General features: G+C 27.8%; 33 protein-coding genes and 2 pseudogenes. 12 read left to right on the top strand and 23 right to left on the bottom strand.

Going from position 1 to position 26,282, the window contains the following annotated elements:
* Window positions 1–23: 23 nt before the first annotated feature.
* On the bottom strand, window positions 24–296 hold the full coding sequence (locus KHQ81_02835; GenBank protein ID QVK18665.1) for a hypothetical protein: 273 nt from the start codon (window positions 294–296) through the stop codon (window positions 24–26).
* 123 nt (window positions 297–419) lie between these two features.
* On the bottom strand, window positions 420–1,211 hold the full coding sequence (locus KHQ81_02830) for a hypothetical protein (GenBank protein QVK18664.1): 792 nt from the start codon (window positions 1,209–1,211) through the stop codon (window positions 420–422).
* Window positions 1,212–1,524: 313 nt separating this feature from the next.
* On the opposite strand from KHQ81_02830, the gene KHQ81_02825 reads away from it, so the two are divergent.
* The 3 genes from KHQ81_02825 to KHQ81_02815 all read left to right on the top strand — a co-directional run bounded on the left by KHQ81_02825 (window position 1,525) and on the right by KHQ81_02815 (window position 2,843).
* Window positions 1,525–1,812 carry a zinc ribbon domain-containing protein gene (locus tag KHQ81_02825; GenBank protein QVK18663.1) on the top strand — a complete coding sequence of 96 codons (288 nt, stop codon included), beginning with the start codon at window positions 1,525–1,527 and terminating at the stop codon, window positions 1,810–1,812.
* Between the two features lie 84 nt (window positions 1,813–1,896).
* Window positions 1,897–2,205: a zinc ribbon domain-containing protein gene (locus tag KHQ81_02820; protein ID QVK18662.1), complete on the top strand. Its 309-nt coding sequence runs from the start codon at window positions 1,897–1,899 to the stop codon at window positions 2,203–2,205.
* Between the two features lie 50 nt (window positions 2,206–2,255).
* Window positions 2,256–2,843 (top strand): DUF2085 domain-containing protein, encoded by a 588-nt coding sequence (locus KHQ81_02815; GenBank protein QVK18661.1) that lies wholly within the window; start codon window positions 2,256–2,258, stop codon window positions 2,841–2,843.
* Window positions 2,844–2,951: 108 nt separating this feature from the next.
* On the opposite strand, the pseudogene feoB reads toward KHQ81_02815, so the two are convergent.
* Together feoB and KHQ81_02805 are read right to left on the bottom strand one after the other, a co-directional pair.
* Window positions 2,952–5,065, bottom strand: a pseudogene (gene feoB, locus KHQ81_02810) (ferrous iron transport protein B).
* A gap of 1 nt (window position 5,066) precedes the next feature.
* Window positions 5,067–5,297 carry a ferrous iron transport protein A gene (locus KHQ81_02805; protein QVK18660.1) on the bottom strand — a complete coding sequence of 77 codons (231 nt, stop codon included), beginning with the start codon at window positions 5,295–5,297 and terminating at the stop codon, window positions 5,067–5,069.
* Window positions 5,298–5,459: 162 nt separating this feature from the next.
* Between KHQ81_02805 and KHQ81_02800 the strand changes: the two genes are divergently transcribed.
* Window positions 5,460–5,912, top strand: coding sequence for a metal-dependent transcriptional regulator (locus tag KHQ81_02800; protein QVK18659.1), 453 nt, complete (start codon window positions 5,460–5,462; stop codon window positions 5,910–5,912).
* Window positions 5,913–5,992: 80 nt separating this feature from the next.
* On the opposite strand, the gene KHQ81_02795 is transcribed toward KHQ81_02800, so the two are convergent.
* Window positions 5,993–6,541 (bottom strand): hypothetical protein, encoded by a 549-nt coding sequence (locus KHQ81_02795; GenBank protein QVK18658.1) that lies wholly within the window; start codon window positions 6,539–6,541, stop codon window positions 5,993–5,995.
* A 189-nt stretch (window positions 6,542–6,730) separates the two neighbouring features.
* Here KHQ81_02795 and KHQ81_02790 point away from each other — a divergent pair, with 189 nt between their 5' ends.
* Window positions 6,731–7,561 carry an HAD family phosphatase gene (locus tag KHQ81_02790; GenBank protein ID QVK18657.1) on the top strand — a complete coding sequence of 277 codons (831 nt, stop codon included), beginning with the start codon at window positions 6,731–6,733 and terminating at the stop codon, window positions 7,559–7,561.
* Between the two features lie 26 nt (window positions 7,562–7,587).
* Here KHQ81_02790 and KHQ81_02785 read toward each other — a convergent pair whose 3' ends face one another.
* The 4 genes from KHQ81_02785 to KHQ81_02770 form a co-directional block, all read right to left on the bottom strand.
* The gene (locus KHQ81_02785; GenBank protein ID QVK18656.1) at window positions 7,588–7,782 is read right to left on the bottom strand and encodes a ferredoxin; all 195 of its coding nucleotides are present in this window, start codon (window positions 7,780–7,782) and stop codon (window positions 7,588–7,590) included.
* 92 nt (window positions 7,783–7,874) lie between these two features.
* Entirely contained in the window at window positions 7,875–8,756 is an 882-nt protein-coding gene (locus KHQ81_02780; protein ID QVK19533.1) for a cation transporter, read from the bottom strand.
* Between the two features lie 142 nt (window positions 8,757–8,898).
* On the bottom strand, window positions 8,899–9,063 hold the full coding sequence (locus KHQ81_02775; GenBank protein QVK18655.1) for a hypothetical protein: 165 nt from the start codon (window positions 9,061–9,063) through the stop codon (window positions 8,899–8,901).
* Between the two features lie 14 nt (window positions 9,064–9,077).
* A complete protein-coding gene (locus tag KHQ81_02770; GenBank protein QVK18654.1) occupies window positions 9,078–10,325 on the bottom strand; it encodes an alkaline phosphatase family protein in 1,248 nt (415 codons plus the stop codon).
* 174 nt (window positions 10,326–10,499) lie between these two features.
* On the opposite strand from KHQ81_02770, the gene KHQ81_02765 reads away from it, so the two are divergent.
* Together KHQ81_02765 and KHQ81_02760 are read left to right on the top strand one after the other, a co-directional pair.
* Window positions 10,500–10,958, top strand: a complete 459-nt coding sequence (locus KHQ81_02765; protein QVK18653.1) for a hypothetical protein — start codon at window positions 10,500–10,502, stop codon at window positions 10,956–10,958.
* Between the two features lie 173 nt (window positions 10,959–11,131).
* Complete coding sequence (locus KHQ81_02760; protein ID QVK18652.1) at window positions 11,132–11,296, top strand: hypothetical protein; 165 nt, start codon at window positions 11,132–11,134, stop codon at window positions 11,294–11,296.
* A 368-nt stretch (window positions 11,297–11,664) separates the two neighbouring features.
* Here KHQ81_02760 and spoVB read toward each other — a convergent pair whose 3' ends face one another.
* From spoVB to KHQ81_02700, 12 genes are all read right to left on the bottom strand, one after another.
* Window positions 11,665–12,999: a stage V sporulation protein B gene (gene spoVB / locus KHQ81_02755; GenBank protein QVK19532.1), complete on the bottom strand. Its 1,335-nt coding sequence runs from the start codon at window positions 12,997–12,999 to the stop codon at window positions 11,665–11,667.
* 120 nt (window positions 13,000–13,119) lie between these two features.
* Window positions 13,120–13,665, bottom strand: a complete 546-nt coding sequence (locus tag KHQ81_02750; GenBank protein QVK18651.1) for a hypothetical protein — start codon at window positions 13,663–13,665, stop codon at window positions 13,120–13,122.
* A gap of 34 nt (window positions 13,666–13,699) precedes the next feature.
* Entirely contained in the window at window positions 13,700–14,062 is a 363-nt protein-coding gene (gene crcB / locus KHQ81_02745; protein ID QVK18650.1) for a fluoride efflux transporter CrcB, read from the bottom strand.
* Window positions 14,052–14,450: a fluoride efflux transporter CrcB gene (crcB, locus tag KHQ81_02740; GenBank protein ID QVK18649.1), complete on the bottom strand. Its 399-nt coding sequence runs from the start codon at window positions 14,448–14,450 to the stop codon at window positions 14,052–14,054. The genes crcB (KHQ81_02745) and crcB (KHQ81_02740) overlap by 11 nt, the downstream gene beginning before the upstream one ends.
* A gap of 46 nt (window positions 14,451–14,496) precedes the next feature.
* A complete protein-coding gene (locus KHQ81_02735) occupies window positions 14,497–15,294 on the bottom strand; it encodes an ABC transporter permease subunit (GenBank protein QVK18648.1) in 798 nt (265 codons plus the stop codon).
* A 15-nt stretch (window positions 15,295–15,309) separates the two neighbouring features.
* Window positions 15,310–16,107 (bottom strand): ABC transporter permease subunit, encoded by a 798-nt coding sequence (locus KHQ81_02730; GenBank protein QVK18647.1) that lies wholly within the window; start codon window positions 16,105–16,107, stop codon window positions 15,310–15,312.
* A 3-nt stretch (window positions 16,108–16,110) separates the two neighbouring features.
* Window positions 16,111–16,995 (bottom strand): ABC transporter ATP-binding protein, encoded by an 885-nt coding sequence (locus tag KHQ81_02725; GenBank protein QVK18646.1) that lies wholly within the window; start codon window positions 16,993–16,995, stop codon window positions 16,111–16,113.
* 287 nt (window positions 16,996–17,282) lie between these two features.
* Window positions 17,283–17,987 (bottom strand): ABC transporter ATP-binding protein, encoded by a 705-nt coding sequence (locus KHQ81_02720; protein ID QVK18645.1) that lies wholly within the window; start codon window positions 17,985–17,987, stop codon window positions 17,283–17,285.
* 14 nt (window positions 17,988–18,001) lie between these two features.
* Window positions 18,002–18,745 (bottom strand): hypothetical protein, encoded by a 744-nt coding sequence (locus tag KHQ81_02715; protein ID QVK18644.1) that lies wholly within the window; start codon window positions 18,743–18,745, stop codon window positions 18,002–18,004.
* Window positions 18,746–18,872: 127 nt separating this feature from the next.
* Entirely contained in the window at window positions 18,873–19,130 is a 258-nt protein-coding gene (locus tag KHQ81_02710) for a zinc ribbon domain-containing protein (protein QVK18643.1), read from the bottom strand.
* Window positions 19,131–19,473: 343 nt separating this feature from the next.
* Complete coding sequence (locus KHQ81_02705; GenBank protein ID QVK18642.1) at window positions 19,474–20,370, bottom strand: AraC family transcriptional regulator; 897 nt, start codon at window positions 20,368–20,370, stop codon at window positions 19,474–19,476.
* A 22-nt stretch (window positions 20,371–20,392) separates the two neighbouring features.
* The gene (locus tag KHQ81_02700) at window positions 20,393–20,878 is read right to left on the bottom strand and encodes a hypothetical protein (GenBank protein ID QVK19531.1); all 486 of its coding nucleotides are present in this window, start codon (window positions 20,876–20,878) and stop codon (window positions 20,393–20,395) included.
* A gap of 406 nt (window positions 20,879–21,284) precedes the next feature.
* On the opposite strand from KHQ81_02700, the gene KHQ81_02695 reads away from it, so the two are divergent.
* From KHQ81_02695 to KHQ81_02675, 5 genes and pseudogenes are all read left to right on the top strand, one after another.
* Window positions 21,285–21,482 (top strand): helix-turn-helix transcriptional regulator, encoded by a 198-nt coding sequence (locus KHQ81_02695; protein QVK18641.1) that lies wholly within the window; start codon window positions 21,285–21,287, stop codon window positions 21,480–21,482.
* 1 nt (window position 21,483) lies between these two features.
* Window positions 21,484–21,885, top strand: coding sequence for a hypothetical protein (locus KHQ81_02690; protein ID QVK18640.1), 402 nt, complete (start codon window positions 21,484–21,486; stop codon window positions 21,883–21,885).
* A gap of 109 nt (window positions 21,886–21,994) precedes the next feature.
* Window positions 21,995–22,312: an IS66 family insertion sequence element accessory protein TnpB gene (locus KHQ81_02685; protein ID QVK18639.1), complete on the top strand. Its 318-nt coding sequence runs from the start codon at window positions 21,995–21,997 to the stop codon at window positions 22,310–22,312.
* Window positions 22,309–22,662 (top strand): IS66 family insertion sequence element accessory protein TnpB, encoded by a 354-nt coding sequence (gene tnpB / locus KHQ81_02680; protein QVK18638.1) that lies wholly within the window; start codon window positions 22,309–22,311, stop codon window positions 22,660–22,662. The genes KHQ81_02685 and tnpB overlap by 4 nt, the downstream gene beginning before the upstream one ends.
* 76 nt (window positions 22,663–22,738) lie before the next feature.
* Window positions 22,739–24,294: pseudogene (locus tag KHQ81_02675) on the top strand (IS66 family transposase).
* A 126-nt stretch (window positions 24,295–24,420) separates the two neighbouring features.
* Here the strand turns inward: KHQ81_02675 and KHQ81_02670 are convergent.
* Window positions 24,421–25,731 (bottom strand): ISL3 family transposase, encoded by a 1,311-nt coding sequence (locus tag KHQ81_02670; protein ID QVK19530.1) that lies wholly within the window; start codon window positions 25,729–25,731, stop codon window positions 24,421–24,423.
* Entirely contained in the window at window positions 25,718–26,164 is a 447-nt protein-coding gene (locus KHQ81_02665; GenBank protein QVK18637.1) for a transposase family protein, read from the bottom strand. Before KHQ81_02665 ends, KHQ81_02670 begins: the two co-directional genes overlap by 14 nt.
* Window positions 26,165–26,282: the final 118 nt, after the last annotated feature.

Here is a 26,282-nt window from a genome sequence, read left to right as displayed (position 1 = left end):
ATAAATAAAAAAATCGAACTATATCAGTTCAATTCTTTCTTTTTAATTAAATGTAAATTACGATAATATAATATGATATCAATAAACACCATTAAAGCATTTATGATGTATAGATAAATTACCGAATTAAAATCATAATAAATCTTATGAACAATTCCAAAAAAATAACCTAACAATATTACATATAAAAAGAAAACACTCTTACCTGAAACACTTTTACTTGTAATACTTTTATAAATAGATACCGGCCAAGCAAAACCAAAACAAATTAACATGCCAATTTCAAAAAAACTCATTTAAAACCTTCCTTTATTTTATTAATTCATTTTTATCTTACTCTTTAAATAATGCTTTGTCGAGGAAAATTACAAAAATAATTATTTAAGAATTAAAACAAAAAGTAACATCCCTTTAGAATGCTACTTTAACCCATGATATTTTAAACAATGATTATAAAAATCTACTAGTTTTTCACCAAATTCACCATCGTTCTTTTTTATAAAACGAATAATGTCTTCAAATGAAATGCAATCCATATCAATACGTTGAAACAATTTTTTAAATACTTCTAAAAATTTTATTTTAATTTCATCTTCACCATAAGGAGATACTCTTTCCTCTATTAACGATTCAATATTTTGTTTATAGGTATATGTTTTAAACGAATCTATTTTTAAGGTTTTTTCAGGAGCAATGACATATAAACCTAAATGTTCGAGAAATTTATTTTCGAGATGACTTAATGTTTGAATCATACAACCAATATCTCGAGCAATCTGATGATATTTTTTGAAATTTTTGGTTTCCTTTTTAAGTGGTTTTATCATCGTTGCTTCTAAAACAATAAACTGTGATGCATCGGGTAATAAAACAAGTCTTTCTTTTTTCTTTCCATAGATAACTTTAAAATGACCCACTACACCACTAACAGTTGAACTATTTTCAGCTAGTGGATCTTTTTCACCTTTAACTCTAACTTTAAAAGGAGTTTCTATCGTTGCATTGGTATAATATTTTGCATCATCAATATATTGAAATGCTTTACATATTTTACGATCTGAATCAGAATTAACGATTAATTGGTTATTATTTGAAAACCAATACATTATTAAACTTAATAAGTAATTTTCATTATATATTTTTTTAGGTGATATAATTCTTTGATTTTCATCGTCAGTTAAATTAATAATATTACATATTTCTTTAAGCATTATCAGTCACTCCTTATCTTTATTGTACGGAATAATTATATAAAAATCTGTCGAAATAATTGTCTTCACTTAAAAAAATTAATATATAAGAAATATAAATTAGTTTTCATCTAGTAGATATGCATATTATTAATTAATGTCTATTTGATAGATAACCGTTTGTATCACTTTTATGAAACTGACTTTGATTACTTACTAACATTGAAATTGTATTTTTTTGTCGAAATAGATGGAATTTACTAGATATTAAATTGACAAATATTTCCTTCTTTGTTATTATAAAATTAATTAATATTTAGAAAGGGATGTGGGTATGGCATTTTGCAATAATTGTGGTAAAGAAGTAAATGATAATCAAGCAGTTTGTTTAAACTGTGGTGCATCTATTAATTCGTCCGATACTTATGTAGTTGATAATGGAGGATTTGGATGGGGGTTATTAGGATTTTGTATCCCAGTTGTTGGTCTAGTTTTATTCTTAGTTTGGAACGAAACAAAACCTCGTACAGCTAAAGCTGCTGGTATTGGTGCCTTAGTAAGTGTTATTCTAGGGGTTTTCTTCTATGTTATCTTATTAGCTGCAGCTGCAGGAGCAGCTTAATATCTAAGAATTTAAGATTCGTTTATACACGAGTCTTTTTTTCAATAAAAAATATATTATATTAATTTAGGGGAGTGAAATATAATGCCTTATTGTTCAAATTGTGGTAAAGAAGTTGATAGAATTCAAGCAGTTTGTTTAAATTGTGGTGTTTCAACAAAACAGATAAGAACTGGAAAAGATAATGGAGGTTTTTTATGGGGTCTATTAGGTTTCTTGGTTCCAGTTGCTGGTCTTGTTATCTATTTATTATGGATGGATCAAAAACCAAAAACAGCAAAAGCTGCTGGTATTGGTGCTTTAATTAGTGCTATTTTGGGAGTTTTCATTATGATTATTTATATTATATTTGTATTTATATTAATTTCAGGTGGCTTATTATTTCAAATGTAACTTAAATTATATCAACTTTATAAAATAGTTAAATGACACTAGGTGATTTTATGTATTGCACATCATGTGGAAGAAAAATTAATAATGAATGTAAGTGTTTATCTTATATAAAACTTTCAAAATTAGAAAAAGTTTTTCTTTACCTATTGATTTTTATATTACCCATGCTTATTAATGTTGTTATATTCTATTTACATGGAATAAATTATATTAAAAACACCTATCTATTTATAGGTGTTTTTACGCTTATTATCATAATGAGTGTTTTGTTAATATTCAGTTTTATCATAAAAAAGAACTATTTAGCAATCTTTTTTAATTGTCATCAAAAGGTCACGAGAAGTTTTAGAATAAAAGATAAATATTTTATTATTTGTGCTAGATGTACTGGAATATTAGTGGGAATCTATTTTTGTCCATTCATTTTCTACTTTATTGATAACTATATCTATTATTTATTAATGGGATTACCCTTAATAATAGATGGCACTTTACAACATCTAACAAAATACAACAGTAATAACATAAAAAGATTTACAACAGGATTTTTATTTAGTACATCGTTTGTTTTTTTATTTAATTTCTCACAATTATTATTATTGTTATTATGTAATTACTTAACAAGTTTCATTATATAATTAATAAATTAAACATATCATATATATAGACAAATATAGTCAGTTCAAAAAAACCTATAAAGTAACCACTAATTACCTTATAGGTTTTTTTATGTATAATTTAAACATTTATATAATTAAATGATATATTCCAGTTGTCATCATACAAACAATAATTGCGACAACTGTTGGAATGATAAATCCAGCAAATGTCCACTTCCAACTACCCGTTTCTTTTTTAATTGTTAATAAGGTTGTAGTACATGGCCAATGCAGTAGACTAAACAATAGTAAATTAATCGCAGTAAGATAAGTCCATCCATTACTAATTAAGAGTTGTCTTAAGGAATCTAAACTTTCAAACTCAACCATACTTCCCCTAGACATATAAGCCATTATTAATATAGGAATTACGATTTCATTTGCAGGTAATCCTAAAATAAATGCCATTAAGATGATACCATCTAGCCCTAATAAACTCGCAAAAGGATCTAAGAAGTTAGCTATATATTGAATAACACTTATATCACCAATAAACGTGTTCCCCAAAATCCATGTGATAACTCCTGCAGGCGCAGCCACTACTAATGCTCTTCCTAAAACAAATATGGTTCGATCAATAATAGAGGTATAGACAACTCTCCCAAGTTGTGGTTTTCTATATGGTGGTAATTCAAGGGTAAAAGTGGAAGGTAATCCCTTTAAAATTGTTTTTGATAATAAGTAAGATATCATCAGTGTAACCATGATTCCAATTACAACAAGTCCTGTAACTACTAATGCTGGTATTACCCGATTATAATTTCCATAGGAAACATAAGCAAAAAATACCGTTGCGATAGCAATTAAGGTTGGAAATCGTCCATTACATGGCACAAAATTATTTGTTAAGATTGCAATCATTTTTTCCCGTTTAGATTCAATAATTCGAGTTCCAATTACCCCTGCTGCATTACATCCAAATCCCATGCACATTGATAAACATTGTTTCCCATGCGCACATGCTTTTTTAAACAGATGATCTAAATTAAATGCAATTCTTGGTAAGTACCCTAAGTCTTCTAATAAAGTAAAAATTGGAAAAAAGATTGCCATTGGAGGTAACATAACCGCAACAACCCAAGCCAGAGTTCGATATAGTCCTAATACCAATACACCATGTAACCAATTCGGAGCATTCATATAATTAAACAACGAGTTAATACCGATTCAAAACTAAATAATGCTTTACCTATCATCATAGAAGGATAATTGGCTCCTGTAACAGTTATATAGAAAACCCCAATTAATAGTAATAACATAATTGGTATACCAAATCTTCTTGAAGTTAATATATCATCAATTTTTCGATCTCTTCGAAACTTATTTGAACTTTCTTTAACATATTTATTTTTTAATTTTTCTGCTTCTTTGTAATTAATTTCATTGATATATTCTCTAATTTCTTCTTGATTAATCTCTTGTTTAATTTCATCTCTAATCTCTTTTATCAAACTTAATTCATCATCTGATAAAAATCGATTCATTGAAGCAAAGAAACGATCATCACCATCGATGATGCGAAGTGCCAAAAAACGAAGTTTAATATGATTAATTTTACCTTCAAGTCTAGATTGTACCCATGATATTTTCTCTTCTAATGCTTCATTATATTTAATTTCTTTATTATGAAAATTATACTGATTATTAATCACTTGATCAAGGGTATCTTTTAATTTATCTAATCCAACTCCTTTTCTAGCAGAAGTTAAAACAACAGGAATTCCTAAATCGAGTTCAATCCCTAATTGATTAACTGTGATATTTTTTTTCTTTGCTTCATCCATTAAGTTAATGACAAGTATTACCTTATCAGTTAGCTCCATTACCTGATAAACTAAATTAAAATTCCTTTCTAAACAAGTTGCATCAGTTACAACGATAACTGTCTCAGCATTTCCAAAACAAATAAAATCTCTGGCTACTATTTCCTCTTCGCTTGATGCAAAAAGCGAATAAGCACCAGGCACATCAACTAAACTATAGGTTTGATTATTGTGCTTAAATTTCCCTCTTGCATTCGTCACTGTTTTTCCAGGCCAATTACCTGTATGCTGATTTAAACCTGTTAATTGGTTAAACACCGTACTTTTACCGGTATTTGGATTACCTGCTAAAGCGATTAAATGTTCATTATCTGCTAAATCTATATTAAACAAATCAACAAGAGCATTTTTTTTAATCGAATCTTTTGTTAACCCCACTCTAATCCTCCTTCTCTACCATAATTAAATTAGATTCTTCCCTACGTAAAGCAATCATTGCTCCTCTAATTCCAAAAACAGTTAAATTATTTTTGGGTCCTTTTCTAATGACCTCTACTTTAGCACCTTTTGTCAGTCCTAAAGCTAAGAACCTTTCTTTCAATAAATCCTTCGCCAGTAAAGCATTAACTTTAACAACCTTACCAACATCTATATGACTTAAATAATGCATTTTTCTTTTATCTCCTTTATTGTTAGCCTAGCCTAATTATGTTAGTCTTGGCTAAAATACTAATATCAATATATGTAGTATTGTAAACAATGTATAGGCTATTGCTATATTTCTAGATTATTTAGCATAGTATTTAATAGTTTAAATAAAGGAATGATAAAAATGGTTAAAGATAGCTTTTATACATTCTCCGAATACATGAAAGAAAATGCATTAACAGCTAATGAAGAAGATTACCTAGAAATGATTTATAGACTCTGTCAATCCACTAAATACACACGTGTAAATGATTTATCAAATGCCCTTCATGTTAAACCTCCTTCTGTATCCAATATGTTGAAAAAATTATCTAACAAAAAATTAATTAAACATGTTGAATATGGAACGATTGAACTAACAATTCAAGGCGAAGAATTCGGAAAAGCTTTACTAGATAGGCATAATTGTGTTGAACACTTTCTTAAAATATTAGATATTAAAGGAAATTTAATAGAAGAGGCAGAGAAAATCGAACACACATTAAGTCAAGATACCTTGCAAGCAATTCGTAAATTAGTAGTATTCTTTGAAGAAAATGATGAGGTGTTAAAACAATTTAATGATTTCATCCTGTAATATCTAAATAAATCAAAAAAACGTTATATTTTTCTTATATAACATCTTTTAATTATTTAAAACTTTGGATTTTACAATATTTACATTTTTAAAACAATCTCACGACAAATATCTATTAAATTGGTTCTTACATCTGTTCTTGATTGCCACTCTCTATTATCCCAAACTGCTCTAGATAAATCATCACCACCATAGATAATTGCTCCATATTCTATTCCTCTAAATTGCGAAACAGCCAAGAGAGCTGATTGTTCCATTTCAACAATTACACATCCCTCTTCTTTTCTAAGTTTTATTTTCTCTTTGGTTTCTCTATAAAAGGCATCCGTTGTCCAGGTCTTACCTTTAATATAATCGATATTCAATCCCGCTGATGCAGGTGCTCCTAGTTTTCCTTGGATAATTAAACAATCGTAATCTACATATTTATAAATCACTAATTCTCCATCTTCTGCTTGCAAACCTGTTAAAGGAGAAATTTTTTTATCTTCTACTAATTTCTCAATGACTTCACGAAAGAAAGTGATAACAAGTCTATTAGGAACAGAAACCTTAGATTTAATTCTTGGTTCTATATGTGCTACTTTACTTTCATCGAATTCTAATATAGGAAGTTCTTTTTTTATCATTTTCTTCTCCTCCCTTTATTTTTTATTTATAATAACATATTTTGTGTTTCTATTATAGGTTTTATTGACTATTTATTGTTCATTGGGATTTTATCATTAGAATATAATAGTAAATTTATAAAATGTCTTTTCTTTTTTGTAAAAATGTTATATGATAAGATTTATGTGTAGAAAGGGAACGTGATCATAATGACTTATAAAGCCATTGTATTAGATTTAGATGGTACCTTAATGACCTCTAAAAATCAAATACCTGATAAAACAAAAAATATGTTAATCAAAATTCAAGAAAAAGGAATAAAAGTAATCTTAGCTTCAGGAAGACCCATGCATGGATTACTTAAAGCAAGCAAAATATTACAATTAAAGAAATATGGTGGTTATCTTTTAGCGTATAATGGAGGACAAATTATTGATATGAAAGATGATTCACTCATTTTTGACTCCTATTTAGATATGAATACGATTTTAGAACTATATGATAAATCAAGACTACTCAATACTTCTCTATTAGCCTATAATGATCAATCTATCTTAACAGAAGATAATGACCAATACATTCAAATTGAATCTGAAATTAATGACTTAGTAATTAATCAAGTTGATAATTTTAAAGATGCACTTAAAACAACCAGTGTAAAATGTTTAATGACAGGAGAACCAACTCATTTAGCTAATGTTGAAATACAACTTAAAGCCATGTATCAAAACCAATTATCTATTTCAAGGTCTATGCCTTTCTTCATTGAATGCATGCCAAAAGGGATTAATAAAGGAAATTGTTTATCTATTTTATTAAAAAAGCTCAATATTGATAAAAATGAAGTAATTGCTTGTGGTGATGGATATAATGATATTTCTTTAATTGAGGCAGTTGGTTTAGGCGTTGCAATGGGAAATGGATGTAAGCCAGTTAAAGATAAGGCTAAATACATTACTTCTTCTAATGATGAAGATGGAATTGTACAAGTTATTGAAAAGTTTATTTTGAATAATAAAAAAGATTTACGAATTTCGTAAATCTTTTTTACTTATAGTAATAAATTTTACATATCTTCAATTGTAATTGCAGCAACAGGACAAGAATCTTCTGCTTCTTTAACTTCTGACATTAATTCATCAGAAATTTCAGTATCTTCAGCTACAGCTAAGCCATCATCATCCATTCTAAATATGTCAGGACAAATAGAAGGACATAGTTCACATCCTATACACGTATCTTTATTTACTAAAGCTTTCATTTTATCAATCCTTTCTCCAAATTATATTATAAATATGACATTTGCTTATATTTTATGCATTAACATTTAATTAAATACTTTATTTCAACCATTTATTTATCACTTGGTTCTAAATGCGCAATTAATGAAATATTAGTATCAAATTCATTTTTTAATTTTTCTTCTATCTCATGATTTAATCGATGAGATTCCATTATATGCATATCAGGGTCAATTTTTATATGTAAATCGATAAAAATTTCATCTTTTCTTCCACGACTCCTTATTTTATCTACAAATTTTACTTCAGGAAAAGCCAAAACAATTTCTTTTATTCTTTCAGGATTTAAAACTCTTCTATCTACAAGTACATCCGTCGTTGATTTAAAAATTTCAATTGAAGCATAGACGATAACTGCTGCGACAATTAATGATGATATTGGGTCAATTATAGGTGATATGCCTAGTTTGATTGCGATTATGGTTATTAATACACTTGATGATACTAAGATATCACTTCGAGTATTCATTGAATCTGATAATAAAATAGCACTATTGTACTCTTTCGCTTTTTTATATTCAATCGAAGATATAGTAATATTAATTATTAAAGTAATTATCATCACAATTAAACTTACAATTGTAATATTTGGTTGATAGGGATTAAAAAACCATTGTATAGCTCCCCAAACTATTTTTACAGTTACAAAAATAAGCATAACTCCAATAAATAAGCCTGATAAGGATTCATACTTTTTATAACCATAAGGATGTTTAGTATCCGCTGGTTTAGAAGCTATCCGAATTCCAATAAGTCCAATAATATTTGAGGTTGAATCTGTCAGTGAATGTAATCCATCAGCGGATATACTTTCACTTTTAACCAGATATCCCACAACCAATTTCATAATCGCTATAAAAAGATTAGCTAGTAAAACCAATGTTAATATTCGTGATACTTTTTTATATGAACTCATAGGAATCATCCTTTCCATCATTATTATTTTACTTAAATGTTATTTTAAAACACTTTTTCAAATTTTGTTATTTGAATAAAAAAGATATAAAGAAGTTATTCAATAAAGAATAAATCATTATATCTTAATTAATATATAATATAGAATCTACAAGGAAAATTTATTTTCTATATCTTAAAAAATAAGCAAAAAATAGCGTAATCATAAAAGTCAAAACAACATTGACCCAATCTGTCCAAACATGTCTATTCAAAGCACTTCCTAAAACCATTGAAAAAAAGATAATCGAAAATATAAAACCAATTAGAGCGAATAATTTACTCATTTCATCTCTCCTCTTTATTCACAAGGATAAACTAAGAAAGGAATTTCTAATTCTTCTTTCGTTAATCCTCCATGCATTCCTAAGTGATGAACATAAAATTTATCTTCCTCATACCACCAAATCGCTTGGTCTTGATAGGCTAAGATAACAATATCACCTACTCGTTCTAAAAACTTTTGTGATGGTTTTTCTTCACCAAATATACCTGCTTGAATGATTTCCTTTACAGGATAAACTTCTGCTTTCCCATCTAATTTTTCTTTAAGAAAAGCACAGACATAATCTATATGGTCTTTTTCAACATGTAAAAATAAATCTCTAAATGACCCGCAAGGGATAATATATTCACCTGCTTTGTTCTTTTTTAGATAGGGTAAGATTTCAGGATATTCTAGGTTTATATAAACTGCATTTTCTTTAATAACTGTTGTTTGACCATGATCAGCTGTCAATAAAAAAAGGGTGTTTTTAAAATCCATCTTTGAGACATCTTCAAAAAATTGATCGAATGACTTAAATATTGAAATGAAGGATTCTTCTGTTTCTAACGCATTTGGTCCATATTGATGTGAAATGGAATCGAAATCAGAATGATAAAAATAACTATACGATTTTTCATCTTTTTGTAATACCTTTTTTAACTGATTTAATCCATCTTCTAAATTCTTAAATCCAATCGATTGACTCCCTTTTTGCATCTGTTTCCCAAAAGGTCCTTCATTATATAAATGATACTGAAAGACATAACTTGCGACATTTAACTTTTGATACAGATTTTTATTTGGTAATAGACTACTAGCTTCTACGGTTAATATATCATCCTCTTTTGCTTTTTTAAATAGTAAGGGACTATAAACCGCATCAATTAATGGTTCATAATAAAACCATTCAATGACACCACTTTGACTTACTGGAATCCCTGAATGAAATGTTGTCACATTCGCTGTTGTTGTTGAAGGAAATTGCGTAGTCAATTTTGAAACAACACCCTCTTTCACAACTTTTCTTAAAAACTTTGAGTGATGATAATATCGTTCAAAAGCAGAATAACCTAAGGCATCGACCACAAATAAAACCACTTTATCAAATTTTTTATATTTACTCCCAAAAACATCTACAGGTAATTGCTTCTCACTAGATATTCCAAAATTATTTAATATTGTACCTGGTATATTCGATAAACAATAATCATTTACAACTTTTTTAAATGGACCTTCAAAAATTGATTTTTCAACTTTTTCAATAGATTTTTTATTATACATAGTGAATCTCCAATCTAAATTATACTAAGATAATTATATTTTAAATGCCGTTAATTGTATATAAAATAACTTGATATTTTTAATAATCACTAAAATATTCAATACAATTGTCCTTACAATCTCAATTTATTTCTCATACTTTATATTAGGTGAATAATTGAAAAAGGTGATAATATGAATTTACTCTCATTTGGACTAAAAAATATTGGAACCATTCAATCATTATTAAGTGGTGTTGGAATGGTTAAACAATTTTTGGGTGGAAATAATGGTTTTTTCCCTAATCAACCAAATAATCCTTACTTGAATCCCTATCAGCAAGGCCCATATATGAATCAAAATCCTTACTACAATAATCCTTATCAAAATCATTATAATCCTCAAAATCCTTATTATAATAATCATTATCAAAACCATTATAATCCTCAAAATCCTTATTATAATTATCCTTATCAAAATCAATTTAATTCTCAAAATCCATATTATAATTATCCTAATCAAAATCAATTTAATCCTCAAAACCCTTATTACAATTATCCTTATCAAAATCAACCTAATTTTAATCCAATTAACAATCAAATACCTAATTTATTTAATTTTGGAAATGTGCTTAGAAATTTATTTAAGCGATAGTCTTTTAAGGTAATTATGAAGATTACCTTTTTTTTATTAACATATAAAAAACTACAAACTCCCTGAATGTACCTGTTATATTTAGATTATTTACGTATATTTAAGGTGATGTATACACGCTATAATATTAGATAGAACATATATTAATATATAAAAACACTGGAGGTGATAAGATGCCTTATTATGGACATGGAAGAAATTGTTGTATTTGTCGTCCAATATGTTGTAGACCATGTCACCATAGATATAGACCTCATCGTAGATTTCCTTGTGGCTGCCATGGATTTCGTGGATTTTCAGCTGGTGTAGTATTAGGAATATTATTTGGATGTATCTAAAATAATCTAGAAGAAAGAGAACGGCTTATTCTTACCTAAACACCTAATTATAAATACAAGATTATATATTAAATCCCATTTATCCTAGTAATAAACACAATTCAAATACCATTTAAAACATATAATAGTAATAAAGAGGTGGTACGATGTGGAGAAGATTTTGTGTTTTTCAAAGATATCAATATTACCGACGTTTTAGACCATGGTATGGATATCCTTACAGAAGAAGATGTTATACTTGTAGACGATATTGTTTTTTCCCTTGGTGTTGGGTAATTACTGGAATATGCCTTTTACTTCTTCTATGTAGATGTTGTAGTAAATAAATGCTTCGAATAAAGTAATATTTGAAGCATTTATTATTTTTATTATAATTTTAAATGAATAACTTTTTTAATTTCCTTTATATAGATAAATAATGAGATAAATGTTGTTGATATCAATGTGATTCCGAATCCATAAATATTAATACTAGGTATCGCTACTAAAAAATAAAGTAAAATTACTTGTAGAAATGAAATTACAATCGAATATTTTAGGATTACTTTTTGTTTTCCTAACCCGTTTAAAATCCCTCTCGCTGTTTGTCCTGAATAAATAAATGGTGCACTAAATGCGATAAACCGAATATAATTTCCTAAATCATTACGTTTAAATACCATCCTTCCTAATCCATCACCAAATAACAAACAAACCATACATACAAATATTCCTAATATAAAGGAGATTTTAATGACTTGAGAAGCCCTTTTTTCAACAGTATAAAAATCTTGTTTACTGATATTACTTGATAGGTCAGGAATTAATATCGCTGAAATAGAATAAATTATTATCATTGGAAAAAAGACAATTTGCATGGACATACTTATAAAACGACCGATAAGAGAAAGTGCTTCGTTATAAGGAAATCCTGCTTTTAATAGTCTTCTAGGTAATAAGAGTGAGGATATGGTAAAAAGCGAAGAAGAAATTAATTCTGTCATCATCAGTGGCAAAGAAATTGAAAATATATTATACAGTAATTGTATGAAATCTTCTGTTTTTTCCTTCTTCTGGGGCTTTTCCTTCTGATCTAGCTGATAATATATATAAAGTAATATTAAGGAAACAAATTCACCAATAAAAAAAACTAAATAAGCAGTTGTTATAGATTCTGTAATGGTTGATATTACTCTTAATTTAAATAAAAAAAGTAATAATATTATCCGGGTTGCTTTTTCAATAATATCAATAAATGCAGGTACAACTACATTTGTCCTTCCATAAAAATAACCTTTATAGGTATTAGATAGTGTCATACAAATAATGGAAATAAAAATAAACCTTAAGGCATACACTGTTCTTGAATCTTTAACAATATAAATACTAATTTGATAAGATAGTAGATAAGCGAAAAAAATAATAATAAATGAGAATATTAAATTAAATATGATTGTAATTTTTATACATTTATGCAGGTTATTCATTTCTTTTTTTGCATGATATTCAGCCACAACTTTAGATACAGCAACAAGTAACCCACCAGATATTATACTTAATAGTAAACTGCTAATCGGTAAAACTAAACTATATAATCCCATCCCTTCGGCACCTATCTTACGTGATAGGATGACAGAAAATAAAAAACTAAGTAAACCGGTTGTTAAATTAACTAAAATCAGTAATGATGATTTTTTATAAAATGAAGTATTATTCACACATATTCACCTCAAATCTCAATAATAAAATATATTATTAATATGACTTATTCATGCAAAAAAAGGCTAATACAAATATAAATAATTAAATGTATTAGCCCACAACATTAATATAGATTCTAACTTTTACTTTAAATCACTATTACAATATATACAATGATGGATTTTTTTATCTACTTTTACTTTTAAAGGTTTATTACAACAAGTGGTTTTAATTTCAGTAAATCCATCTAAATCAACAATATCTTGAACCTGTATAGGTATTTTCGTTTTGATTTCAATTGTTTTTTCTTCTAAACGTTTTTTTAGTTCTTGATATGCTAGAGTAACATAATGATTCATTTCACTTTCATTAGGTTCTTTGACATTCATAAACTGTACTTTATACCTTCCATTCTTTATTTCATTAAGATCTACTTCAACATTAATAAGTGATAAAAGGTTCTTTAAAGCTATCATATGGTAATATTCCATACTATCTTGATAAGCATACTCATAATAATGATTCAATGTATCTAGTCTACCACAGTAAGGACATTTGACTTCATCTAATTCTTTTTGTTTAACTTGATAAAGCCAGTTTTCACCGCATTCATTACAACGAAAGACAAGATATCCTTCTTCTGTTGGTACTGGAATTATATTAAAACAATTTGGATAAATTTTCTCCATCTAATTTCCAACCCTTCACTAAAATTTATTATAATTAAAATTGTTTTCCTACTATAAAACCCATGAACGCAGAGGTAATCCCCAAAACATAACTAAGTAGTAGGTACTTAGACAATAAACTCCACTCTTTTTCAAGACCAAGTTTTAAACTCTCGACTTGAAAGGTCGAAAACGTAGTAAATGAACCCATAAATCCAGTTCCGAGCAGTAAAGATATCGAATCATTCATTTTTAAGGAAAATAATAGACCTAATAAAAATGAACCAAGTAAATTGACTAATATCGTTCCAAAAGGGAATTTTGAATGTATTTTGTGTTTGACTTTTTTACTTACAACAAAGCGACTAATTGCACCGAAAAAAGCGCCTATTGCGATATAGAGACCATTAATCAGCATGTTTTATTCCCACTCCTTTTCTCATGTGCAAAGATATTTTATATCCTAGCAAAGAAAAGAACAAACCACCTAATAAACTTAATAAGACATACATAAAAGCATAAAAAATCAATCCACTATTTAATAAAGTAAGGGTTTCAACACTAAAGGTAGAAAAGGTTGTGAATGAACCAATTAAACCAACACCAAATCCTAAACGAAACCATTCAGGACATTTTGATTTTGTGATAGAATAAGTAAACCAACCTAGAATTAACGCTCCAAGACAATTAATGATTAAGGTTCCTAAAGGAAATGAATAGACCCACCATGTATTAATTGTAACGCCTAAATAATAGCGAATTAATGCACCAATTATTCCAAATATTCCTACAGTAATATAAATCATAGATACTCCTTTAAATTATTCTTTATATTATTATTTTAAGTTATTCTTAGATTGTTAAATCTCTTTTTTTGTAAAAAACATAAGTAAAATAAATGAAAATACCTACTAATATAAAAGATATTAACACAAAAATAATATCTAGATTCCCTCCACCCATTAAATTTTTAGCTTCAAAATATTTAAATGGAGTAAAATATTTCAAGAAATTAATTTTCTCTGTCATATCAATAATAACAGATAAGATAAAAGTTAGTAATAAGATTCCTGTTGAAATTGACATTGCAAGTTTAGGATTTTTACTATAAGCAGCAATCATAGTTCCTAAAAAAAGAAAAATTAATTGTAAAATGAACATTCCAAACATTAATATGGTAATATCACCATTAACACCAATTTCATTACTATAACTATTCACAATAATGATTGATGATAATAAAGTCGTTATATTTAAAATAAAGATACTCACTAAAGAGGCTAATAATTTAGCGGTAATCACATCTGTTCTTGAAATCGGTTTAACAAATAAAAACTCTGCTGTCTTATCACGTTCTTCTTTAGCAATAATATTCGCACCTAGCATGACAGCATGAATGGTTGCCATAATAATTAAATAAAGAAATAACACACCATAAAATCCACTAGCCTTTGTTAAATCAAAATTTCCTAATCCAAGAATGGTTGTGACTGATTTAGGAAAATCTTTCATCATCTCATTAATTGATACGCCGGTTGAATCAAAGGTTTTATATTTGCTCATTCCAGCAAATACCATAAAAACCATTCCTAAGCACCAAAATATAAGTGATTTACGAATTGCTTTTAATTCTATTAAAAATATATTCATCATTTTCCCTCCTTTTTATATAGAATGAATGTCTTTAAAGTGATAGACGATATAAGTAGCTATTATTGAAACAATGATGATAACTAACTCTAAAATGATATATGAAGTTTCATAAGTTCCATGAAAAATAATATGTTCTCTATCAAAATATTTAAAAGGTGTAATATAACTAACTAGTTCATCGCCAATTACAGACCCTAACATACTAATAATGAAAAACCCAAATACAATTGGCAACGAAATTGAAATCACTGATTTTATTTTAGAGATTAGGACGGACAAAATAAATCCAAGCGACATAAATAATAATTGTACAAAAAACAAGGTTACTGAAATCATCAGAAAAATATTGAACTTGTAATCATCTATTTTAACGAGTTCAATCGTAAAATAAGATACCACAATAAATACTATATTGGTAATAATAAGAGAGGTTAATGCAGATAAAAGCTTAGCAGTAACAATTTGTTCCCTCGTTACAGGTTTTGTTAAAAGAAAATCAGCTGTCTTTTCTCTAGTTTCTTTTGACAACATAGATATCCCTAAATTCATTGCTTGAATTGATCCTAATAGTAAGATATACAAAAAGGTAAATGAATAAAAGCCAAGTATTGATAGAAATAAATCAGGATTAAATCCTAATCCTTTTCTAACCGGTTCTGGTAAATTAGCCATCATATCTTTAACCATCTGGGCATCTTTAGCAAACCCTGGGTATAAGGACATATATAATACAATTAGACCAACAATTGAAATAGTCCAAATAATTGTTGATTTTAAGTTTGACTTAAACTCTTGGCGAAAAATATTCATATATTATTCTCCTTTCTTGTAATAATGCATGAAGATTTCTTCAAGATTTGGTTCTTCTACTAAGAGATTATTAATATTTATTTCCGCAATTTTTTTTGTGATTAAATTTATATCTCCTTTGAAAAGAAAACTTATGATATTATCTTTAATATTGAAATCTGTAATTCCTTCCATATTAAAGAAATCTTTTTTAATTGTGATATTCGTTTCTAATCTAATACGTTTATAATTATCTTCTTTTAACTTTTTCATATCTTCTATTTTTATAATTGTTCCATCTTTAATAATCGCAACTCGATCACATAATTTTTGTACCTCACTTAAAATATGTGATGAGAAAAGAATAGTCGCGCCTTTTTTATTCTCTTCTTTCAATATTTGAAAAAACTTTTCCTGCATCAGTGGATCTAAACCACTGGTTGGTTCATCTAATATAATCAATTTTGGTTCATGTAATAGCCCTTGGACAATCCCTACTTTCTTTTTGTTTCCAAATGATAAATCATCAATTTTTCTATTTAAATCTAAATCTAGACTTTCCGCTAAATCCTTTATTCTTTTTCGACAGTCTTTCTTATAAAAACTGGCAGAATAGTTTAATAAATCAATAACTTTCATTTTATCATAATAGAAAACTTCTGATGGAAGGTAGCCAATTTCATTTTTAATCTCAGGAGCATATAGAACACAATCTTTTCCAAATATAGTGGCACTACCACTAGTTGGATAAATTAAAGATAATAAGGTTCTAATCGTAGTGGATTTTCCAGCACCATTAGGTCCAATAAATCCAAATATTTCACCTTCTTTGACATTAAAACTAACATCAATAATCCCTCTTTCACTCCCATAATACTTTGTTAATTGATTAACTTCAATAACATTCATTTTGTTTCCTCCTTAGTTATATTTATATACTGCTTGAATCTGATAAATGAAAAATTAATGTTATTATAGATTATTTTGTTTACATAAACAAACTAATTGAAATTTTTTTATATTGGTTAATTTCATTATATCTTAATTAATAAGTTCCTTCAATAGATATTCTATAGATAGCCTGCTTATAGTATCATAAGTAAAATACCTTTTCATAACTAAGTTTATGAAAATAAACTTCATTATATAAAAAAATACCTCTATTAAAAATAGAGATATTTTTATGCAAAGGATTACTAGAATGTAATACCTGCTTTTACATATTGATCTTTAAACCATGTTTCTAAATCTGTATTATCTTTTAAAATATTGTCTTTAGTATCATAAGCTAATATTTCCGCAAAATAAATTGCGATAACATGGTCTAATAAATCTTGAATTTCATTTAGCATATGTGATGTGATGATAATTGTCACTTTTGGATTATCCTTACGGAATTTCATTAAACGATCGATGAAACTTTCGCGGAATACTGGGTCTAAACCACTTAATGGTTCATCAAATAAGATATAATCAACTTTTCTTCCTACAGTTAATGCGAAACGAATAATGACACATTGACCCTTAGATAAACCTTTAACATTCATTTTAAAATCAATATTAAGACTAGAAATAATATTCATCACTAAATCTACATCATAATCTTTGTACAATTGTGTAAAGTAATCTATATTATCTTGAACTGTAGGTAAATATAAATCATTCACATCTGACATATAAGCGATTTTTTCACTTATTTTACGGTCCACTAATTGATCATCAACTAATACTCTACCTGAAGTTGGTTTCAATATCCCCATAACTGAGCGAATAATGGTTGATTTTCCAGAACCATTAGGTCCAATTAAACCAATAATTCCACCATCAGCTATATCTAAATTTACATTATCGACAGCAACTTTATTTCCAAATTTTTGAGATAAACCTTCAATTTTTATCATTATTTTCCCTCCTGTTAGTATTCTATTTTCTTATCAAATAGATAAAGTGAAATAAACGCATAAATTAAACCAATAACATTTTTAATTACATATGGTATAACCATTGTTGGAATATTATCAAATTTAACATGATTTACTTGTTCTTGTATTTGTTGATAAATTGGGTAAGATATATTACCAACAAAATAAATTAATACAGCAATAACAATAAACGTCCATGCTCTACCTTTTTTTCTAAAAGAATAATATAATGCCATACATAATGCCATTAACGCAAAGAATCCGAAGTTGAATGTTTGAGTTAATAATGAAGTTATATTATCCCATACATTAAAATGAGTTTGATCTGCAGCTGGTAAAGTAGGATTTGTTATATCAAAGATAAAGTAAGTATATCCTAAATTGATAAGCCCAAATAATCCTTGAACTATAAATACAAACAAGACTTTTGGTAAGTACCATGATAATAATGATTGTGGTGTAAATATAGAGTATTGAATTTTTGTTTTACCTAAGTCATTTTTTAATACAAAATACATTAAAACAATTACTAGAATGGTCCCTAATAATGTTGCTAGACTTGCTAGAACTCCCCATATACCAAGTAAAATATTAAATGTACTACCACTGAAAGATCCCCACTTCAATAATCCATAAAATATAGCATTTACCGCAAAAAATACAAGTGTTATAGCGAAGAAACTAATTAACATTGATTTGTTCATTCGCCAATCCTTTTTAAAATTTAAAGAAAACATCCTTAACCTCCAATTAATTATTTTTTTCACAAACTAATTATAACAATACATTTTTAAAATGCAATATATTTGAATATAAAATAAAAAATACCTTTTAAATCACCATTTTTGGTAATATATTCAAATATTAACCAATAAACCAATCAGCTACATTAGAAATAGCTCTACCTTTTTTCTTATAAATCTCAGTATAGCCACACTTTTTACATGATACCGTCACAAATTTCTTATTTTGGATATCAAATATCTTAGCAAATGCCCCACCTGTAGCTCTCATTTGATCTTGTTCAAATTCTTCACATCCACATTTTACACATTTATACATTTTTTCCTCCTTTATATTTTTCTTTATTGTATTTTTTTCTTTCTTTCTTAAATACAGCATAATTATAACAGTACGTTTTAAATATGCAACTAATTTGAATATAAGAATAATTAACTCTCTTAAATAGCCATTTTATGAATTATATTCAAACATTAATTAACATACAATCAGTACATTTTGAAATGCTCTTTCAAATTAATATCAGTATATCTACACTTTTTTGTTATATTTTCTTTATTATATAGTATTTCTATCAACAAGTACAGTAATAATATTGGAATATTCTCCATATTATGGTATTTTTCCACAAAATCTTTAATTAATACTAAAAAATTAAAGAAATACCTATTTAAAAGAATCATTTCTTCTAAATAGATATATTGAATTCTAATTATACTTAAAATTATTCCTTTACTTTTACCGGTACACAGATAGCCTGACCATATTTTTCTGGATTATGTCTTTGATAAATAGGATTAGATAGATGATACTCGTATCCATAGTCATTAGGATTAAAAGAATCCATTTTCTCTTTTAATAAATGATACACTATATTATCTTCTTCATTATACTGATAAGGTGGATAATGAAAAATAACATATATACTTTTAGGTATTATTAATTTTTCAAAATAAACTGGGATTACAGGACTCACAGGACAAGGAACTTCTATTCCATAAAGGTATCCTTTTTGTTTATTTTCATAAAACCAGCCACCTACAACCCCATTATAACTTTTAATACTTTCAAGTAATCCACTCACCTTATAACATTCTCTCTTATATTCTTTTTCTTGTCTAGCCCAGAAATCATAATAATTATCTACGTTATTGTCTCTTATCCCAATGAATTGATGTTTAGGAATCACTTGAATACTTATATTAACTTCTTTCTTGTTCATATCTTTTATAGGGATATCAATTCCTAAAAAATAAGGATTATAGGTATTACGTTTGATAAAAAGAGGTAATGGATTAAGCATCTTTCGATATTGAAACGGACTTAATCCATATTCTTTTCTAAAAGATCGTGAAAATGCTTCTTGTGAGGAAAAACCATATTTAAATGCAATATCAAGAATTCTATCATCGGTATCTCTTAAATCAAGCGCAGCTGCACTTACTTTTCTTAAACGAATATAATTCCTTAAACTAATTCCTACAAATTGATGAAATTGTCTTGTACAATAATAAGATGAATAATTTAATTTATCAGCAATCATATCAAGTGTAATTGTACTAGTAAGATGTTCTTCAATTATATCAATCATCTTTTGCACACTCTTATTCCATTCAAACATGTCTCCTCACCTCTAAACAAGATTATTTATTTAAATATGATCCAAGTAATTTGACTCGATCTAATCTATTCCGTCTTTTGTTTGCATTTATTAATAACTGTAGTGGTGGTACTTTTATTTGATAGCCTTTAAATTGTACAGTTTCTAAATGATCCTTAGCATAAGGTCCACAATCAACTGGTTCTGGTTGGTCTAATGATGGACTAGGATCAGACGCTATATCTATTCTAGCATATTTAAATAAAACACCAAAATCTTTAGTCACCCAACCACCTGTATCAATAAAAGGTTCTATCATCCAATTAGTAAATAGATGATTTAATTTAACAACATCTTTTGAATCCACCATAATATCAACATCATGTGGCTTTAATGGAATCCCTCTTATACAGGCAGCACAACTCCCTGTAAGCCACCAATCAATATGATATTTGTTCATTCTTTCGCTAAAAGCTAATAAAGCTTTTTCCCAAGGAATTTCTTCAAAATAACCAACTTGATTAAACATAACTTCAGCATGCTTTTTAAAGTTTTCCTGGATTATCTTAATATTGTTTATTTGATCGCTGTATTTCTTTATATAACTATCTCCATCTTTTTCATAATAACACATTTTTAATACAGGTTCATATTTAGGTTCAAAATCCTTAACTCTAAATATAACCTCCCGTTCATTTTCTTCAAACACTATATTCATATTCTATCACACTCCTTATTTAATTCTATTTTACAAGAAGCGTATCATAAAATCTTGATTTGAGTTGCTAAATATACAATTTACTATGTTATAATTAATCACTCATAATGAAAATAAACAATTTTTAAATAAATGTAAAGTTAGCTTGACATCGCACATCCCCTATTATATAATCGATGTAAAGTTAACTTTACATCGATTATATGAAGGAGGTTGCATGAAAAATAAAATTAAAGAACTTAGAACCCATCAGAATATGACACAACAAGATTTAGCGGATTTAATCAATGTCTCACGACAAACCATTATCTCTCTAGAAAATGGTAAGTACAATCCATCAATTACTTTAGCTTATAAAATAGCTAAAATATTTAATTATCACATTGAAGAAATATTTATTTTTGAGGAGGACTAAAATGAATAAATCAATTAAAAAACAAATTAATTTTTCAATTCTATATATTATACTAGGGATCGTATTTCTAACGCTTATGTTTATTTTTGATTTCCACCCTGTATTTATAGGATTATCAGCCGCTTTTTTACCAACTGGAATTCTCTTATTGATTACTTATGCTATTGGAAATAAAAACAAAGATTTTGTCAAAAAAGTGGAGAATAAAGAAGATGAACGTGGGGTAATGATTAATGATAAAGCAGGATATTATGCATTTTGGACAACTTTTTGGTTAGTATTTGCCTTATTTTCATTACACTATTTTATTGATTTTACTTTAGTATTTTTATTTTTACTACTTATCTTGTCAATGTCTGTCATTTACTTCTTTTATTTGATTCATTTCAATAGAAAGTTCTAATAATATTATTGATACTGTTTGTAAGGTAAGCGTACAATATAGCACACATTTAATTTATGAAAATAATATGAGATAATCCTCTTAGCTAATATGTTAGGAGGATTTTATAATGAATTATAATAAGTTAAGATCTGAATGGAAAGAAAGAATTGAAGAATATCAAAAAAGTGGATTATCAAAATCAAAATGGTGTAGGGAAAATGGGTATAAATTACATCAACTTCTATATTGGATTAAAAAGAATAATCAAAATGAAAATCAAGCACAAGAAATTAATTGGATACCCATTCCTGTTAATCATGAAATGGTTGAAATGAATGAAGAAAAATGTATAACGATTAAAATAGGAAAATGCAATATAAAGGTTGAACCAGGGTTCAATGGGAATCATTTAAAAGATGTGGTAAAGGTGTTATCAGAATTATGATTAAACTCAAGGATGTAAAAACAGTTTATTTCGCGACAGGATATACTGATTTAAGAAAATCAATTGATGGACTATCTCTTATTGTAAAAAAACAGTTTGATTTAGATCCATTTTCAAATAACTTATTTGTTTTCTGTAATAAAAGTAGACAAATTTTAAAAATTTTACATTGGGATTATAATGGTTTTTGGATATATAAAAAACGATTAGAAAGTGGTAAATTTAATTGGCCTAAAAGTGAACAGGAGATTACAAGTTCGTCTTTAAAAGAATTTTATTGGTTTTTAGATGGTTATGAAATACGTAATGGAAAGGCCTTTAAAGAGGTTAAGCAAAGGGGGATTATATAGTCCCTTTTCTTTATATAATTAGACTTTTTTCTCATTTTATGGTAAAATAAAGTATCGAAAAAAGGTAAGAAAAGCAATGAAAAAAGTAGACTTAAATAAACTAACTAAAGAAGAATTAATTGAATATATCTCATCACAAGATTCTAAAATAGTAGAACTTCAAAATAAAGTGAAAAATTATGAAGAGTTCTTTAAATTATATCAACAAAAGCGTTTTGGATCTTCTAGCGAGAAAATTGATCCTAATCAACAAAGTCTAGAATTATTTAATGAAGCTGAAAAGGAATCAAATTTAAATCGCGAAGAACCTAAACTTGAAAAAATTACCTATACTAGAAATAAAAAAGGACGAAAAAAAGTACTGATTATTTAAAAACTCTTCCTGTTGAAGAAATACATTATTATCCTGAAGAAAAAGATTGTCCACAATGTGGTTTTCTACTTCATGAAATGAGTACTGAAGAAAGAACTGAAATTGTAGTTATTCCGCCTAAAGTAAAAATCAAGAAACATATCCGTCATATAGTATCCTGTCGATTATGTGAGAAAAGTGAAATTAGAACGCCTATAATAAAAGCTAATATGCCTTATCCTGCAATACCAGGAAGCTTAGCTTCATCATCTTTAATTGCGTATATAATGGATCAAAAATATACAAATGGGTTACCTCTTTACAGACAAGAGAAACAATTTGAAAGATTGGGAATATTTTTACCGCGACAAAATCTTTCTAACTGGGTAATTAAAGGTGCTGCTTGGTTGGAAATCTTATATAATCGTATGCATAAATTATTACTTCAAAAAGATATCCTACATGCAGATGAGACAACTACCCAAGTATTGAAGGAAAACGGGAGAGAAGCAAAATCAAAGTCCTACATGTGGCTTTATCGAACAGGTTCAGAGGGGAAAGCAATTGTTTTATATGATTATCAGACGACAAGAGCAGGTAAACATCCCGAAGAGTTTCTTGAAGGATTTAAAGGATATCTTCAGGTGGATGCATATACTGGATATCATAATATTCCTAATGTAATACTTGTTGGGTGCTGGGCACATGCGAGGAGAGGATTTGCCGAAATAGTAAAAGCTCTATCGAGTGATGATGTGTCCATTGCGAAAGAGGGATTAACTTTCTGTAATCAGTTATACTCAATTGAGCATAAAATAATGGACTTAACACCTGAAGAAAAGTATGAAATAAGAAATAATGACAGTCGAGAGATTTTGGATGATTTTTTAGTATGGCTTAAAAATCAAGCAGAAGAAATTTTACCTAATTGTAAACTTGGTAAAGCTATTAAATATTGTCTCAATCAATGGGATAATCTTGGAAGATACCTACTTGATGGGAGATTAGAAATTGATAATAATAGAGCTGAAAGATCAATTAAACCTTTCGTGATTGGAAGAAAAAACTGGTTATTCTCTAATACTCCTAAAGGAGCAAAATCAAGTGCCATCATATATAGTGTTATTGAAACCGCGAAGGAGAATAATATAAAACCAATTGAATATCTAACCTATTTATTTGATAGATTACCAAATGTAGATTTGAATGATGAACAAATTCTAGACACATTATTACCTTGGTCAGATGAACTCCCTAAAAATTGTAAATTGAACACATAAAAAAATCCCTCATTTTAGTAAATGAGGATTTTTTATGTGTGTTATATTTGACGGTTCTTTCCAAAGTTATTGGATTTATAGTAAAAATTAATAGTAGACTTTATTTGCCTACTTTACTTAAATCTATCATTTTAATGATTCCAATAATAATACTTTAGACCTCAGTAGATCAAATTTATTTCTGCCATACATAATCCTTTTTATAGATTTTAGTTTATTAACACTTCCTTCTGCTAAACCGTTATTATAACTATACTTTATGGCATTTTCTACGGCATCTTGGTCATTTTGTATACCATTAATGAAACTATCAATTTCCTGAATTTCAGATTCTCTTGCCCGTTTAATCCATTTACTTAAACTGTCTTCTGTATCTTCAAGTAACAAAAGTCTGAATTCTTTTAGTCTTTCAAAGAGTACTTTTATGTCTGGATATTTTTTGAAAAATTCATTCAATTGATTCTCCGTGATCCCTTTTACCTTTTCAAGTGGTTTATATAATAATTTATTGATCAAACGTTTGTCTAAAAATTCTGTAGGTTCTTTTGTAGACGAGGTGTCTTTAGCTAAACGCTTTTCTTTTGAGATAAAAAATCTCAATCCATCTACAGTTCCTGTGTATCCTTTTTCCCTTATATGTTCTGTAATCTTCTTATATGTTATCCCATTAGCACGCATATCAATAACTTCATCTCTAAATGGCATTAGTTTACCATTTCGGCCTGTTCCATATTGTCCGTGCACAGGATTGAATTCACCTTTGAGATAAGTATCAATGCTTGTAGTGCTATATCCTGTTTTCTTTGATATGTCTCTTTTTGTATACCCTTTATTCCATAATTCTAGCACCTTATTTCTTTTCTGTTCCACTTTCGAAATGGCGTTGATGTGCTCTTTTCCACGTACAGTTATTTTCTCTTTAGGTATATCTTCTTCCTTCATTTTTATATATTTAGCAACTGTTGTTGGTGAAACACCTAACTTATTTCCAATCGTATCATAGCTATTTCCTTCCTTTGCATATAAACGCCTGGCTTCAATAATTTTTTCTCTACGGCTTAAACCACAAAGATAATCATAACGTTTCTTTCCATCTTGTGATATGAGTGGTATTTCAATGCGACCTGTAATTATTCGTTTCATATACTTTGATATGGATTTCACTAAATTTTTAACTAAATGAAAACGATCACTTACCTGAGTGGCTTTAGGATGAGCGTCTGCAATAGCCGAGCGATAAGTTGTTGAGCCGTCACGTGAGACGAGTTTAATATTTGGAAACGTAGTAAGCCATTCCGTAACTTTCATACTATCTCTTGATTCTAATAAGTCTATAATACATTTAGTTTCAATATCTACCATAATTGTTCCATATGATTTTCTCTTTTTTATCGCAAAGTCATCTATACAGACATATTTAACTTCACTCTTGTTTATGACTAGAGTTTTTTTTTAGGTAATTACAAATTGAGCTTTTCTTGATTTCAACGGTCGTATCTGAAAGGTATTTTGCCGCCGATATAGAACTTTGAGTCAAAGAAACTCGTATAATTTCATCAATTAATCTTTTCGTTTTCTTGCCTTTTTGATCAATAAAACCAAAGCTTTCTGAAAATGTATACTTCTTACAATTTGGATTTGTACAGAACATATTTTTATTTTTTAGTGCAATAACAACTTTTTTCCCCTGTAATGGCAAGTCCTGAAAGCTTTTATTGTATCTAGAATGTACTTTTGTACTTTCCTCTCCGCATAGAGGACATGGGAGTGACTCCTTATTTGATTTTACATTAATGTATAAAGTATCATCAATTAACTCATGTGATATGTAATCAAGACTTTCGTCAAGCATTTTAATTATTTCGTCCATAAGGTACCTCCACTTTTGATACCTTTATTATAACATATTTTTACATAAAATTCCAATAACTTTGGAAAGAACCTATTTGACGCTTACTTTGTAAGTAAAGGATATCCACAATAAAAAA

Source organism: Mycoplasmatota bacterium (assembly GCA_018394295.1).
Classification (GTDB): domain Bacteria; phylum Bacillota_I; class Bacilli_A; order Haloplasmatales; family Haloplasmataceae; genus JAENYC01.
This window is presented reverse-complemented; position numbering and strand designations above follow the sequence as displayed.

Bases quoted from the DNA above. Each gene is read 5' to 3' on its own strand.
- KHQ81_02835 (QVK18665.1), bottom strand. From the start codon at position 296: ATGAGTTTTTTTGAAATTGGCATGTTAATTTGTTTTGGTTTTGCTTGG.
- KHQ81_02830 (QVK18664.1), bottom strand. From the start codon at position 1,211: ATGCTTAAAGAAATATGTAATATTATTAATTTAACTGACGATGAAAAT.
- KHQ81_02825 (QVK18663.1), top strand. From the start codon at position 1,525: ATGGCATTTTGCAATAATTGTGGTAAAGAAGTAAATGATAATCAAGCA.
- KHQ81_02820 (QVK18662.1), top strand. From the start codon at position 1,897: ATGCCTTATTGTTCAAATTGTGGTAAAGAAGTTGATAGAATTCAAGCA.
- KHQ81_02815 (QVK18661.1), top strand. From the start codon at position 2,256: ATGTATTGCACATCATGTGGAAGAAAAATTAATAATGAATGTAAGTGT.
- KHQ81_02805 (QVK18660.1), bottom strand. From the start codon at position 5,297: ATGCATTATTTAAGTCATATAGATGTTGGTAAGGTTGTTAAAGTTAAT.
- KHQ81_02800 (QVK18659.1), top strand. From the start codon at position 5,460: ATGGTTAAAGATAGCTTTTATACATTCTCCGAATACATGAAAGAAAAT.
- KHQ81_02795 (QVK18658.1), bottom strand. From the start codon at position 6,541: ATGATAAAAAAAGAACTTCCTATATTAGAATTCGATGAAAGTAAAGTA.
- KHQ81_02790 (QVK18657.1), top strand. From the start codon at position 6,731: ATGACTTATAAAGCCATTGTATTAGATTTAGATGGTACCTTAATGACC.
- KHQ81_02785 (QVK18656.1), bottom strand. From the start codon at position 7,782: ATGAAAGCTTTAGTAAATAAAGATACGTGTATAGGATGTGAACTATGT.
- KHQ81_02780 (QVK19533.1), bottom strand. From the start codon at position 8,756: ATGGAAAGGATGATTCCTATGAGTTCATATAAAAAAGTATCACGAATA.
- KHQ81_02775 (QVK18655.1), bottom strand. From the start codon at position 9,063: ATGAGTAAATTATTCGCTCTAATTGGTTTTATATTTTCGATTATCTTT.
- KHQ81_02770 (QVK18654.1), bottom strand. From the start codon at position 10,325: ATGTATAATAAAAAATCTATTGAAAAAGTTGAAAAATCAATTTTTGAA.
- KHQ81_02765 (QVK18653.1), top strand. From the start codon at position 10,500: ATGAATTTACTCTCATTTGGACTAAAAAATATTGGAACCATTCAATCA.
- KHQ81_02760 (QVK18652.1), top strand. From the start codon at position 11,132: ATGCCTTATTATGGACATGGAAGAAATTGTTGTATTTGTCGTCCAATA.
- KHQ81_02750 (QVK18651.1), bottom strand. From the start codon at position 13,665: ATGGAGAAAATTTATCCAAATTGTTTTAATATAATTCCAGTACCAACA.
- crcB (QVK18650.1), bottom strand. From the start codon at position 14,062: ATGCTGATTAATGGTCTCTATATCGCAATAGGCGCTTTTTTCGGTGCA.
- crcB (QVK18649.1), bottom strand. From the start codon at position 14,450: ATGATTTATATTACTGTAGGAATATTTGGAATAATTGGTGCATTAATT.
- KHQ81_02735 (QVK18648.1), bottom strand. From the start codon at position 15,294: ATGAATATATTTTTAATAGAATTAAAAGCAATTCGTAAATCACTTATA.
- KHQ81_02730 (QVK18647.1), bottom strand. From the start codon at position 16,107: ATGAATATTTTTCGCCAAGAGTTTAAGTCAAACTTAAAATCAACAATT.
- KHQ81_02725 (QVK18646.1), bottom strand. From the start codon at position 16,995: ATGAATGTTATTGAAGTTAATCAATTAACAAAGTATTATGGGAGTGAA.
- KHQ81_02720 (QVK18645.1), bottom strand. From the start codon at position 17,987: ATGATAAAAATTGAAGGTTTATCTCAAAAATTTGGAAATAAAGTTGCT.
- KHQ81_02715 (QVK18644.1), bottom strand. From the start codon at position 18,745: ATGTTTTCTTTAAATTTTAAAAAGGATTGGCGAATGAACAAATCAATG.
- KHQ81_02710 (QVK18643.1), bottom strand. From the start codon at position 19,130: ATGCTGTATTTAAGAAAGAAAGAAAAAAATACAATAAAGAAAAATATA.
- KHQ81_02705 (QVK18642.1), bottom strand. From the start codon at position 20,370: ATGTTTGAATGGAATAAGAGTGTGCAAAAGATGATTGATATAATTGAA.
- KHQ81_02700 (QVK19531.1), bottom strand. From the start codon at position 20,878: ATGTTTAATCAAGTTGGTTATTTTGAAGAAATTCCTTGGGAAAAAGCT.
- KHQ81_02695 (QVK18641.1), top strand. From the start codon at position 21,285: ATGAAAAATAAAATTAAAGAACTTAGAACCCATCAGAATATGACACAA.
- KHQ81_02690 (QVK18640.1), top strand. From the start codon at position 21,484: ATGAATAAATCAATTAAAAAACAAATTAATTTTTCAATTCTATATATT.
- KHQ81_02685 (QVK18639.1), top strand. From the start codon at position 21,995: ATGAATTATAATAAGTTAAGATCTGAATGGAAAGAAAGAATTGAAGAA.
- tnpB (QVK18638.1), top strand. From the start codon at position 22,309: ATGATTAAACTCAAGGATGTAAAAACAGTTTATTTCGCGACAGGATAT.
- KHQ81_02665 (QVK18637.1), bottom strand. From the start codon at position 26,164: ATGGACGAAATAATTAAAATGCTTGACGAAAGTCTTGATTACATATCA.